This is a genomic window from Streptomyces sp. NPDC018964, from assembly GCF_044390325.1.
Taxonomy (GTDB): domain Bacteria; phylum Actinomycetota; class Actinomycetes; order Streptomycetales; family Streptomycetaceae; genus Streptomyces.
The window spans coordinates 291676-304679 of record NZ_JBIRYZ010000001.1; the positions used below are offsets into that span (position 1 = coordinate 291676).

Annotated in this window: 8 protein-coding genes; 4 read left to right on the forward strand and 4 right to left on the reverse strand. The window is 71.6% G+C overall.

What is annotated here, in order from left to right; all coding sequences use genetic code 11:
* Positions 1–160: 160 nt before the first annotated feature.
* On the reverse strand, positions 161–2503 hold the full coding sequence (locus tag ACH5AO_RS01220) for an FdhF/YdeP family oxidoreductase (RefSeq protein ID WP_398920507.1): 2343 nt from the start codon (positions 2501–2503) through the stop codon (positions 161–163).
* A gap of 59 nt (positions 2504–2562) precedes the next feature.
* A complete protein-coding gene (locus ACH5AO_RS01225; RefSeq protein ID WP_398920509.1) occupies positions 2563–3075 on the reverse strand; it encodes an SRPBCC family protein in 513 nt (170 codons plus the stop codon).
* Positions 3076–3437: 362 nt separating this feature from the next.
* Between ACH5AO_RS01225 and ACH5AO_RS01230 the strand changes: the two genes are divergently transcribed.
* Complete coding sequence (locus ACH5AO_RS01230) at positions 3438–3707, forward strand: hypothetical protein (RefSeq protein WP_398920511.1); 270 nt, start codon at positions 3438–3440, stop codon at positions 3705–3707.
* 373 nt (positions 3708–4080) lie between these two features.
* Here ACH5AO_RS01230 and ACH5AO_RS01235 read toward each other — a convergent pair whose 3' ends face one another.
* Complete coding sequence (locus ACH5AO_RS01235) at positions 4081–6891, reverse strand: SpoIIE family protein phosphatase (RefSeq protein ID WP_398920514.1); 2811 nt, start codon at positions 6889–6891, stop codon at positions 4081–4083.
* Between the two features lie 349 nt (positions 6892–7240).
* Between ACH5AO_RS01235 and ACH5AO_RS01240 the strand changes: the two genes are divergently transcribed.
* Together ACH5AO_RS01240 and ACH5AO_RS01245 are read left to right on the forward strand one after the other, a co-directional pair.
* A complete protein-coding gene (locus tag ACH5AO_RS01240; RefSeq protein WP_398920516.1) occupies positions 7241–8344 on the forward strand; it encodes a trypsin-like serine peptidase in 1104 nt (367 codons plus the stop codon).
* 777 nt (positions 8345–9121) lie between these two features.
* The gene (locus tag ACH5AO_RS01245) at positions 9122–10279 is read left to right on the forward strand and encodes a hypothetical protein (protein ID WP_398920518.1); all 1158 of its coding nucleotides are present in this window, start codon (positions 9122–9124) and stop codon (positions 10277–10279) included.
* 150 nt (positions 10280–10429) lie between these two features.
* Here ACH5AO_RS01245 and ACH5AO_RS01250 read toward each other — a convergent pair whose 3' ends face one another.
* Positions 10430–11146 carry a hypothetical protein gene (locus ACH5AO_RS01250; protein WP_398920519.1) on the reverse strand — a complete coding sequence of 239 codons (717 nt, stop codon included), beginning with the start codon at positions 11144–11146 and terminating at the stop codon, positions 10430–10432.
* A 627-nt stretch (positions 11147–11773) separates the two neighbouring features.
* On the opposite strand from ACH5AO_RS01250, the gene ACH5AO_RS01255 reads away from it, so the two are divergent.
* The gene (locus tag ACH5AO_RS01255; protein WP_398920521.1) at positions 11774–12970 is read left to right on the forward strand and encodes a M4 family metallopeptidase; all 1197 of its coding nucleotides are present in this window, start codon (positions 11774–11776) and stop codon (positions 12968–12970) included.
* Positions 12971–13004 lie beyond the last annotated feature (34 nt).

Below are 13004 nucleotides of genomic sequence, written 5' to 3' on the forward strand. Positions count from 1 at the left end.
CGGAACCCGCCGGTGGGAGCGCTCCCATGATGGGAGTGGTGTGACGTCCTGTCAACAGAGGGGCGGATTCGGCGACAACACCGCACCGCACCGCACCGGCATGGTGCGGTGCGGTGCGGGTCTTCCGGTACGCGCGCACCGCCGGGCGGTGCGGCCGGGATCAGGACGGCGCGCCCTCCCCCACCGCCGGCGCCGTCGCACGGGCCGCCCCCTCCCGGGGCTCCAGCCGCACCACGATCCCCTTCGACGTCGGCGTGTTGCTCTCCCGCGCCACGCTCTCCAGCGGCACCAGCACATTGGTCTCCGGGTAGTAGGCCGCCGCACAGCCCCGTGAGGTCGGGTAGCCGACCACCCGGAAGTTCTCCGCCCGGCGTTCGACGCCGTCCTCCCAGACACCGACCAGGTCGACCGGAGCGCCTTCCTCCAGACCCAGTTCGCGCATGTCGTACCAGTTGACGAGGACGACGCGGCGGGAGCCGTGGATGCCGCGGTAACGGTCGTCGTCCGTGTACGGAACGGTGTTCCACTGGTCGTGGGAGCGCAGGCTCTGCAGGATCAGATGGCCGGGCGGGGCGGTCAGGGCCTCGAAGTCGTTGCGGCTGAAGAGGGCCTTGCCGGCGGGGGTGGGGAAGACGCCCTCGTTGACCGGGTTGGGCAGGCAGAAACCGCCGGGGCGGCGGACGCGGGTGTTGAAGTCCTCGAAGCCGGGGACGACGCGGGAGATGTGGTCGCGGACGCAGTCGTAGTCGGCCTCGAAGCGTTCCCAGCGGACGGGGACCTTGTCGCCGAGGGTGCGGCGGGCCAGACGGCTGAGGATGGCGACCTCGCTGAGGAGGTGCTTGGAGGCCGGTTCGAGGACGCCGCGGGAGGCGTGGACCCGGCTCATGGAGTCCTCGACGGTGACGAACTGCTCGCCGGTGGCCTGCACGTCCCTCTCGGTGCGGCCGAGGGTGGGCAGGATCAGGGCGGTCTCGCCGCACACGACGTGGGAGCGGTTGAGCTTGGTGGAGATGTGCGCGGTCAGCCGGCAGGTGCGCATGGCGGCCTCGCTGACCTCGCTGTCCGAGATGGCACGGACGAAGTTCCCGGCCAGGCCGAGGAAGACCTTGGCGCGGCCGTCGCGCATGGCCCGGACGGAGGCGACGGAGTCCCAGCCGTGCTCGCGGGGCGGCTCGAAGTGGAACTCGCGGGCGAGGGCGTCGAGGAAGTGGTCCGGCATCCGCTCCCAGATGCCCATGGTCCGGTCGCCCTGCACGTTGCTGTGACCGCGCACGGGGCAGGCACCGGCTCCGAACCTGCCGACGTTGCCGCGCAGCAGCAGGAAGTTGACCACCTCACGGATGGTGGGCACGCCGTGCCTGTGCTGGGTGAGGCCCATCGCCCAGCAGACGATCACCCGCTCGCTCCCCAGGACCATGTCGCGCACCTCCTCGATCCGGGCGCGGGCCAGCCCGGTGGCCCTCTCGACCTCGGGCCAGGAGACGGTGGCGCGCAGGTGCCGGGCGAACTCCTCGAAACCCTCGGTGTGGGCGTCGATGAAGTCCCGGTCGAGGACGGTGCCGGGCGCGGCCTCCTCCGCCTCCAGGAGCAGGAGGTTGAGCGCCTGGAACAGCGCGAGGTCGCCGCCGAGCCTGATGTGGAGGAAGCGGTCGGCGATCCGTGTGCCGCGGCCGACGACGCCGCGGGCGTGCTGGGGGTTCTTGAAACGGGCCAGCCCCGCCTCGGGCAGCGGGTTGACGGCGACGATCCTGCCGCCGCGGCGCTTGCACTCCTCCAGCGCGGACAGCATCCGGGGGTGGTTGGTGCCCGGATTCTGACCGACGGTCAGGATGAGGTCGGCGTGGTGGATGTCGCGCAGCGACACGTCGCCCTTGCCCGTGCCGAGGGTCTCGCTCAGCGCGGTGCCGCTGGACTCGTGGCACATGTTGGAGCAGTCCGGCAGGTTGTTGGTGCCGAACGCGCGGGAGAAGAGCTGCAGGACGAACGCGGCCTCGTTGCTGGCGCGGCCGGAGGTGTAGAAGACCGCCTCGTCCGGGGAGTCCAGCGCCGTCAGCTCGTCGGCGAGCAGGTCGAGGGCGTCGCTCCAGCTGATGGGCTCGTAGTGGTCGGAGCCGGGTCGCTTGACCATGGGCCGGGTGAGGCGGCCCTGCTGGTTGAGCCACCGGTCGGACTTCCCGGCCAGCTCGCTGATCGGGTACCGGCGGAAGAAATCGGGGGTGACACGGCGTGAGGTGGCCTCGTCGTTGGTGTGCTTGGCGCCGTTCTCACAGTACTCGTTCATGGAGCGGTGCCCGGCTTCGGGCTCGGGCCACGCGCAGCCGGGGCAGTCGAAGCCCCGGACCTGGTTGAGGTTCAGCAGCGTGAGCCCGGTGCGCCGGGCCGACGTCTGGCCCAGGGAGTACTTCATCGCGTGGTACACCGCCGGTACGCCCGCCGCCCAGGTCTCGGGCGGAGTGACCTCGAGGCGGTCGTCGGCCGGTTCCTCGCTCGACGGCTTCTGCAACGTGTTCTCCTCGCTCCGTGTCGTGCCCCGGCGCCCGCACGCGGCCCCGGTCCGGCCGGTCAGCCGATCGGCCAGGTCGGTACGTGGGGACGGCTCCGGCCCTCGGTGGGCCGGACGTGGCCCCTGCTGATCTCGCCGCGCCAGGCGCCGGTCTCGCGGCCCTGCCCCTCGGTGAACTCCTTGAAGGACGTCAGAGCGGTGCGGACAGCCCGGCGGGCGACGCCGAGTGCGGCCGCCGCCCGCCCCACGACTCCGCCTGGCCGCAGGTCGACGCGCAGGGTCACCCGGCAGCGGCCCGCGCCGAGTCCTTCGAAGGTCGCCGTGCCGGTGTGCCGGGGTTCGTCGCGGACCTCCCACCGGACCAGCCGGTCCGGGAGCTGTTCCACGATCTCCGCGTCGTACTCGTACGTCCTCGGGCCGATCCGGACCACCCAGTGGGTCGTCGCCGCCTGGATCTGGTCGACACGTCTGACGCCGTCCATGAAGCGGGGGAACGTCCTGAACTGCGTCCACTGGTTGTACGCCACGTGGACCGGGACGTCGACGTCGATCGACTCTTCCGTGGTGCTCATGGACCCAGGACCCTGCCCGTCTCCTCGCCGTCACCGGTGGTCGCGTGGCGCGGCACCGGGCGCGTTCGTCCGCGCTCGCCCCACCGAGTATCCGGGAAGCACCGTCTCAAGCCCCTGGACCGCGTGGCGTACGGGTGACCGGGACGCGCTCCGTCGTGCCGGCGTCGCCGCAGGGGGGCCGAAGCTCTGGACTTGCTCAAAGGCCGCTTCAGGCCACCGGAGCGCGGGGCATCCTGCGGACAGTCGGTGCGCGGGCCCGGCGGAACGGGGGAACGGGGGAAGGTCATGCCGATCGTGTTCGTGTGGGTGGTCGGGTGCGTGCTGGCGTTCGTCACGGTGGTCACCTGGATGGTGCGCCGGGCGTGGCGCCGCGCCTGGGACGATCTGGGCACGCGGGCGACCGTGCTCGGCCCGGGTGCCGGGACCGGCTCGCGCGGCGGAACGTCGGCGCACGGCGCCGGCGGTTCCTCCGCCCCCGCGTCCTGGTGGGAGACGGGCACGGGCGGGGGTTCGTCGAGCGACTGCTCCGGTGGCGGTTCGTCGTCCTGCGGGAGCGGTTCCTCGTCGTGCGGCGGTTCGTCCTCCTGCGGCGGTTCCTCGTCGTGCGGCGGCGGTTCGTCGTCCTGCGGTAGTTCCTGCTGACTCGGGAGGCGGGCCGCTCGCCGCACCGCCTCCCCGCCCGGCGCTCCCCCCGCGCGTGTGACAGGCGGCGCGGCCTCCGGGGAAGCGTTGGGGACCGCTCCGGGTGTCCCGCGGCCGGTACCCGGGCGCCGCGGCTCGACGCCACCACCGGCGTCAGCGACGCGGTGACCCGGGCCCGGCGCGCACAGCCCGCACGCGCGGCCGCGCTCCGGGCCGGTGCCGGTGGTGGGCCGTGTGCGGGATCCGCCGACGCGCGGGCCCTCGTGACGGAGCCGTACGGCGGCGGCCCGCCCGTCGCCCACGAGCACCGGACTCGTGCCGGCGTTACGAGAAGCCCGGGGTCCGGCCCGGGCGCCGTCCTCGTCAGAGGGTCTCGTCGTCCCATTGGTCGAGCAGGGCGGCACCGAAGTCACCGGTTTCCGCCGCACCGCCGTGAAGGGACTGCTCGGTCCAGATGACCTTGCCCGCGGGGGTGTGGCGGGTGCCCCAGCGCTCGGCGTACTGGGCGACGAGGAACAGGCCGCGGCCGCCCTCGTCGGTGCTCCTGGCCCGGCGCAGGCGTGGTGAGGTGCTGCTGCCGTCGGACACCTCACAGATCAGGTTCCGGCCGCGCACCAGCCGCACGGTGATCGGGTCGCCGCCGTAGCGGACTGCGTTGGTGATGAGCTCGCTGAGGATCAGCTCGGTGGTGAAGCCGATGTCCTCCAGACCCCAGTCCGCCAGTCGCCGGGCGCAGGCGGCGCGGACCGGCGCCACCGCCGCGGGGTCGCGGGCCACGTCCCACTCGGCGAAGTCCGAGGGGGCGAGGCGGCGCGTGCGGGCCACGAGCAACACGATGTCGTCGCTCGGCCGGTCGGGCAGCATGGCCTCGATCACCGCCGTGCAGAGGGCCTCCGGGGTGCGGTCGGGCCCGGTCAGGGCGGCACGCAGCGCCTCCAGACCGGTGTCCGGGTCGCGGTGGCGGTTCCGGATCAGCCCGTCGGTGTAGAGCACCAGTTCCGAGCCCTCGGGCAGGGTCAGCTCCGCCGCCTCGAAGGGCAGGGCCGCGCCCAGGCCCAGCGGTGGGGAGACCGGCAGGCGGGGAAAGGTCACGGTCCCGTCCGGACGGACGACCGCGGGCCCCGGGTGTCCCGCGGTGGCGGCGGTCACCTGCCCGGAGACGGGATCGTAGACGGCGTACAGGCACGTGGCCCCGGTGATCTCCTGCCCGTCCCGCTCCTCGGCGGCGGCCTCGTGGGTGTCGATGTGGGCCACCAGTTCGTCCAGGTGGCTCAGCAGTTCGTCGGGCGGCATGTCCAGGGTGGAGAAGTTGTACACGGCGGTGCGCAGCCGGCCCATGGTGGCCGCGGCGTGCAGTCCGTAGCCGACGACGTCGCCGACGACCAGCGCCACACGGGCGCCGGACAGGGGGATGACGTCGAACCAGTCGCCCCCCACCCCCGCCCGGGCCGGCAGGTACCGGTAGGCCGCCTCCAGCGCGTTCTGCTCGGGCATGCCCCGGGGCAGGAGGCTGCGCTGCAGGGTGACGGCCATGGCGTGCTCGCGGGTGTAACGGCGGGCGTTGTCGATGGCGGTCGCCGCGCGGGCGGTCAGCTCCTCGGCGAAGGACTTGTCCTCCTCCTCGAACGGTGCGGAGGCGTCCGCCCGCCAGAAGCGGGCCACTCCCAGCAGCGCCTCCCGCGCCCGCATCGGCACCACGACGAGGGAGTGGACTCCCCGTTCCAGCACCCGCCGCCCGTCCTCGGTGTCCTGCGCCCACCAGCCGCCGGACGTCCTCAGGTCCGTCTCCAGGACCGCCCGGCAGTCGGCCGCCGCGGCGACGCCGGGGCCGGCGGAGGAGAGCCGGACCGGCTCGCCGACGGGAGCGAGGCCGTAGTCGCCCTCCCTGCCGTGGACGACGGTGCGCCGCAGCTCGGTGCCCCCGCCGAGCGGCTCCTCGCCCCGCAGGACGGAATCCCACAGCTCCACGGTGACGGCGTCGGCGAACCTCGGCACGGACACCTCCGCCAGTTCCTGGGCGGTACGCGTCACATCCAGCGTGGTGCCCATCCGTACCCCCGCCTCGTACAGCAGCTTCAGCCGCTCCCGTGCCACCTCCGCCCGCCCCGTCACCGTCGCCAGCTCCGTGGTGTCCCGCAGCGTCACCACGCTGCCCGCCCGGCCCCCGTACGGGGCCGTGGACCGTTTGTTCACCGCCAGCAGCCGGTCCCCGACCAGACGTACCGCGTCGGTGACCGGCTCGTCCGACGCCAGCAGCCGCGCCGTCTCCTCGTCCGGCCCCAGGTCCGCCACCCGGCGCCGCTCCGCGTTCGCCGGGAGGTCCAGCAGCCGTCGGGCCTCGTCGTTGACCAGCAGTACTCGCCCTTCCGCCCCGGTGATCAGTACGCCCTCCCGCACGGCGTGCAGCACCGCGTCGTGGTGTTCGTACATCCGGGTCATCTCCTCCGGGCCCATGCCGCGCGTCTGCCGCCACAGCCGGCGCGACACCAGTGCCGCCCCCGCGGTGGACAGCACGAGGGCGGCCGCGCCGGTGGCGATGATGATCGGCAGCTGCCGGTCGACCATGTCGCCCACGTTCTCCACCGTGATCCCCGCGGACACCAGGCCGACCACGGAGCCGTCGGCACCGGTCACCGGGACCACGGCCTGCACGGCCTCCCCTACACCGGCGGGCAGCGCCGGTCCGCCGGCCCGCTCGACGACGGTGCGTCCTTCCAGCGCCGGTTCGAGGGTGCCGACGAACTTCTTGCCGATCTCCTCCGGATCGGGATAGGTGAGACGGACACCCCGGGTGTCCATGACCACGATGAAGTCCACGCCCGCCCGCTGCCGGGCCGCTTCGGCACGTGGCTGGAGGACGGCCGTCGGATCCGGGGCGTCCAGCGCCTCGGCCGTGCCCGGAGCGTTCGCGAAGGATTCGGCCGCCGTCACCGACACGTGCTCGGCTTCTCTCTCGCTGTCCTCGTCGGCCTGGACCACCAAGGCCACCACCGCGGCTCCGACCAGCAGCAGCACGGTGACGATCTGGAGCAGGAACGCCTGCCCCGCCGTGGTGCGCGGGTTCAGCAGTGAGCGCGGCCCCGGCCTCGGTCCGCTACGCGAGCCGCCGGTTCCGAGTTGGTCGAAGCGGTCTCGCGACCGCCGGTTCGGGCGGAGTGACCGCTCTCCTTCCATGACCAATTTCTACCTCGCTTCGCGGGCCGGAAGCGACAGCCGGGCCATCGGCCCGCCCGGCATCGGCCCCGGAAAGCGAAAGGGCCCGCCGACTCCGTCGGCGAACCCTCATGAAAGATCGATATTGGAGTCTCGTTCACACCCGAAACGGTTCACTCGTCCGTACCCGATGAAGTGCGGGAAACCGGAGTCCGACAACACACTGGAATGCCGGGCGCGCGATCCGCTGCACAAGTGATGCCCTTGCGGATCTGTGCGAAATCGCAGCCCTCGTGATCACCCAGCGGTCACCGTCGATCAGGTCCGGCGTCAGAGTGCGAGTCCCCGATCCGGATTGAAGGAGAGAAGCATGTCGAACGACCAACCTGACTCATTGGATCACATTGTCACGCGATCCCGCCCCCAACAGGGAGAAGCACCCGCGGAACTCAACGATCCGCGCAACTACCTCGTCTTCGACCGTCTGGGGTCGGCCGCCCAGCACGGGGATCCTGCCGCCGCGGTCACCACCGGCGAGGACGGGCGCCTGGTCGTCAGCGATCCGGACACCACCCTCGGTATCGTCGTGGGTGCGGTGGAGCCGGTCACGCCTGAGGCCATCGAGTCGGAAGTCGCCGGCATCCGGGCAGCCGACGACAGCGCGGGGAGCGACAATTCGGCGTACATTCCGGACTGGACCGCCGTGTCCGCGATGCCGACCCTGGCTCCCCGTGCCGAGCCGCCTCGGCTGGTGCGCCGCAACGGGATGCGGGTGCGTCCGGAATGGGTGATCGACGGTGACAATCGGCTGCCGTACTACCCCAACACCTACCCGTTCAGTCTGGTGGGCCGCATCTTCGTCTGGCAGAACGCCGGCACCCCCAACTGGACCTGGTGGGGCACGGCCTCGCTCCTCGGTTCCCGCACGATCATGACGGCCAGTCACGTAGTGCCGTGGGGTTCGTCGAACTGGAAGGCGTTGTTCGTGCCGGCCTACTACGACGGCGCTTCGGTCCACGGCACGTGGGCCGCCTCGTGGGTGACCGACGCACGGGGATACAGCAATCACTCCCAGGGTGACGACATGGCGGTCATGCGTCTCGCCGTTCCGCTCGGCAACAACCTGGGCTGGTTCGGCTTCCGCACGTACAGCAGTTCCTGGCAGGATCAGCCCATCTGGACGCTGCCGGGTTATCCGTGGGACAAGGACTCCGGCAACCGGCCCTGGATGCACCCGAACTACCCGATCATCGACGACGACAACGACGGTGCCGGAGTCGAACTGGAATACCGGGCCGACACGGAGGGTGGCCAGAGCGGCGCGCCGGTGTACGCATGGTTCAGCGGGTCACCCTATGTCGTCGGTACCCATTCCGGGGGCGAGGACAATTTCGGTGAACCGCGGCAGAACGTCGCCGCCGGCGGTGCCGCGCTGACGAACCTGTTGCACTGGGCGCGCGGCAACTGGCCGTGACAGGGGCACATCCGTCTGATCCGCTCCCCGATCCGGGGCGGGCCCTCCGCGACGACCGTGCGCGGTCACGGCCGCACCTGGGCGACACAGCCGAGGAGTCGTTCCGCCTCGTTCTAGGACGGGGTGACTGCCGTCCAGGGCTGGAGGGAAGCCCGACCGCCCCGGCCCGGGCCGCACGGCCCGTGTCCGGGATTCCGGGTCGAGGCCCGGCCGTCCGACGGGGTGGCTGAAGGAGGTCGCGGTGCGCGACGACGCGCCGCTGGTGCGCCGGGACGGCTCCCTCCACCACCGCACCGACACCGAGCCCGGGAATTCGGGCTCCCCCGTCCACGACGACCGGTGGGAGGCCGCCGCCCTCCACCCCAGCGGCGCCGACGGCCGTGCTCCCCGGTTCTCCCGGGGCCCGCGCGGTGGACGACGAGATGGTCCGCGAGGCTGCCGGGAGGCGGTGTGCGCCGCCGGACACGCGGGACGGGGCGGAGAGGGCCGACGGGCCTCGCCGTCGTCGACGCCCGTGGGCGGGTGCACGACGCCGTCGGGCATCTCGCCCACACCGAGGCGGCCCGCTCGACCGGCGCTCCCCTCACCGTGTGAACGACATGCCCGACGGCGCCTTTCCGTGAAACGCCGACATGGCGGGTGACGAGGACGGTGAACCGTCGTCCGGCGTGAACGACGGCGAAGGCCCCGGCCACCGAGCGGGCAGGCGGACGGGCACCGCCGGTCGAAGGTGCCCTTCCGCGGGTGCCGTACGCCGACGACGGGAGGAGGCGCTCCATGGCGAGCGACGCCCGGCGCTCCGGGCCAGGAGCCACGGACCGCGGCGACGACGGCGTACGACCGGTGACGGGCGCGGGACCGAAGAGGTCGCGCCGCGGCCGGTGGACGGGCACGCCCGAGAAGGGCTTGTGGGAACTCCGGGAGAGCCTGAACTCGCGGATCGGCGAAGTCGAGGCGCAGCTTCTGGCCAAGGCCGAGCGGGGGCAGGTACCCCGGGAGGAGCAGGCTCTGGCCGACCGGGCCCACGAAGAGCTGAAGGCGGCACGGGACACGCTCTGCCACGACCATCGCCGGCGGCTGCCCGCGGCTCACCTGGCCGTCGCGCAGACCCACTTCGACGCGGCCCACAACCTTCTGCTGCGGCTGTCGTCGACGGACGAGATCACGTCGATGATGCCGGGCCTGGTGGCCTTCGTCCGGGAGCACCTCCCGGTCGACGACGCGAGGAGGGCGCGGGTCGAGGAGATCGCCCTGTCGGTCCGCGGCGGGACGCCTCTGGAGCCGGCGCAGCGCGAGGTCGTCGTCGACAGCGTGGCCGTGGCCCGTCTGGCCCATCTGAGGGAGCGGCTGCGGGTGCGCAGCTTCACCTATGTGGTCTACGGAGTGGCGATCGCTCTGACCGTGATCGCCGCCCTGGTGGGCGTCTTCGGGGTGCTGGCCCCGGACACGGTGCCGCTGTGTTTCAGCCCGGAGGGTGTGGGGGTGGTCTGCCCCACCGGGAGCGACACCTCCGAGCGGAGCCGGGAAGGCGACCTCGACGCGTTGCAGGCGCAGGTCGCCTCTTCCTGGGACTACGCGGTCGTGGAGTTCGTCGGCGTCATCGCCGCCGCGGTGGCGGCCGCCGCGTCCCTGCGACGGATCAAGGGCACGTCCACCCCGTACAACGTGCCGGTCGCGCTGGCCCTGCTCAAGCTCCCGACGGGCGCGCTGACCGCGGTGCTGGGGCTGCTCCTCATCCGCGGGGAGTTCGTCCCGGGCCTGCAGGCCCTCGACTCGTCGGCGCAGATCATCGCCTGGGCCATCATCTTCGGCTACGCCCAGCAGCTGTTCACCAAGTTCGTCGACAACCAGGCGCAAAGCGTCCTGAGCTCGGTGGGCGGGCCGAACAACACGGACGTCCAACCGGTCCGGGACCCCCAGCCGCCGGCCTCGTGAGGGACGTCAGGCGGAGGGGGCCGGCCGTGTGAGCCCGTCACCGGCCTCCACCAAGGCGGTGAGTACGCGGCACCGCGTCGCCGTCCGAGGGAGCGGGCGCGCCTGCGGGCCGGAGGTCCGCTCCGTCGGGGGCGAACCGTGACGCCGGTTTCAATGTGCGTGCCCTCCTTCCGCCAGCTCGCCTTCCTCGAGGTAGAACTCCCGTCCCGTGACGAGCCGCAGGCCGGTTCCGGCCGACCCGTCGCCGACGAGGCCCACGGCGACCTGGTCTCCCTCCCGCAGTCTGTCGCCCGGACCGTCGGGCCTCCCGGTGATCGTGAGGGCCGGCCCGTTGCGCAGCACGTCGTCGGTGAGCTCGGTACCGGGGGCACCGGGGGCCTGCCGCATCGCGACGACGTGGTCGAAGTCCGGGGGCAGGGTGACGAGGTGAGCGAGGAACCGCTCGTCCCCCTTGCCGAAGGCCAGGTAGGTCAGCTCCGTGGGGCGGACGGCGTGGTGGTCGAAACGCCGGAAGTGGACGACGTGCCGTACCTCGACCGTCACCCGGTCCAGGAGTTCGGTTCCGTCGCGTTCGAAGTGACCGCGGAACAGGGTGCCGGTGAACGAGGTGCGCACGGGCTGCCCGTCCTCGCCGACGAGTTCGGTCAGGACGAAGCGTTCGGGTTTCAGGGTGTAGACGGCCGTCCCGGTCGTCCGCCGGTCGTCGGCGTACACCTGCTGGGCATCGCCCGCGTCGTTGGTGAAGGCGGCCTCGAGCAGGACCTGGAAGTCGTGAGGGCGCATGAACATCGGCAGGTGGGAGAGGTACGCCGTCTCCTCCCCCACGACCAGCATTCCATGGGTGGCTTTCGGATCGGCGGCCGCCATGTTCCCCACCTCCGATCGGAGCCCTGCCTTCGGTGAAGGCAGCCGGGCCCGCCAGGAACTACCTCAATTTTTTCACACCTCCCGAAAGGGTGCAAAATTCCTATTCGGATTGAATCCAGTGAAGCCGCAGGGGCCGGTGACCTCTCACCCCCGCGGTATCGCCCGGTTCCGCCCAGCCGCACGCAGGGACCATGCCGACCGGACGCGCGAGGCCTGGGCGCCGTATCGCGAGCGGATCGAGCGGCCCACCGGCATCGGGCGCTCGGCGTTCCACCCGACCCTGTGGCACCGACAGCGGGGGCGGCCGAGCGGAGGCGGGAACTGACGGCCGATCTGAAAACGTACGAGGAAAGCGAATTCACCGCCGGGGCGTGTTGTGTGAAGACGCAACCGTGAGGCCGCTCCACACCGGCAAACGCGATGTGACGCCGCACCCGGAACGTGCAACTATGGACATATAAGGCATATCACACCATGACGCCGCGACGGGCGAAACGGTTGCCGGGCCCAGCGGCGCAGGGCCCGGCCGTTCCCCGACGAACGCGCCCGTCCGGCGCGGGCGGACCGCGTGCGGAGCCGTGCGCCCTCATGGCGAGGAACATACCCTCCGCATCACGGAGTACCTCGATGACCAGCGAACTTCGACACCAGTGCATAACCCCTCCGTATCTGCTCGAAAGGCTGCTGAAGAGCGACGACGGCGAGGTCCGCCAGGCCGCCCTGAACACCCTGCTCACCACGGCCCACCTGCGGGGCGAGCGAGCGGTCCGGGCAGCCTTCCCGGGTGCCGCCACTCCCGGCAACGCGCGCAGGACGATCTACGACTGCCGGAACACCACGTCCTTGCCCTTCGCGGTCATGGTCCGGTCCGAGGACGGACCGGAGTCGGCCGACGCTTCCGTCAACCGGGCGTTCGACAAGCTCGGCCAGACCCGGGACTTCTTCCAGCGGGTGTTCGCCCGGAACTCGATCGACGGTCACGGGATGCGCCTGGACGGATACGTCCACTACGACTACGAGTTCGCCAACGCCTTCTGGAACGGACGCCAGATGGTGTTCGGTGACGGCGACGGTCGCATCTTCTCCGACCTCACGGGCTCGATCTCCGTGATCGCCCATGAAATGGGGCACGGGGTGACCGAGCACACCGCGGGGCTCGAGTACCACAACCAGTCCGGAGCCCTGAACGAGTCCGTGTCGGACGTGTTCGGGGCGATGGTCGATCAGTGGACGCTGGGTCAGACCGCGGAGCAGGCCGACTGGCTGATCGGCCGTGAGGTCTTCACGCCCCGGATCGAGGCCGACGCGCTGCGGTCGATGAAGGCTCCCGGCCACGCGTGGAACACCGAACTGTTCGGCAAGGACCCGCAGCCGGACCACATGTCCAAGTACCTCAACATGCCGGACACCTACGAGGGGGACTGGGGCGGCGTGCACTACAACTCCGGCATCCCGAACAAGGCGTTCTACCTGACGGCGGCGACCATCGGCGGCTACTCGTGGGAGGCCCCCGGACTCATCTGGTACGAAGCCCTCAAGGCGTCCACCAGCGAGACGCGCTTCCAGGAGTTCGCGGACACCACGTACCGGAAGGCCGGGGAGCTGTACGAGACCGGTGGCGCCGAACAGATGGCCGTGCTGGGGGCGTGGCAGCAGGTCGGTATCTCGATCACCGGGGTGTCGGCCGGGCTCGCGCGGGCACGCAATCTCACAGCCGGCCAGAACGGGGACGCCCTCGCGACGGTCAGGGCGCTGACGAGCCAGGTGCAGGAGTTGAGCCGGGACGTGGCCGCGCTCAAGGGGCGCGTGGCGGCCGGCCGTTGACGTCGGGTACCCCTGCGGGAGCGGTGGACGGCTG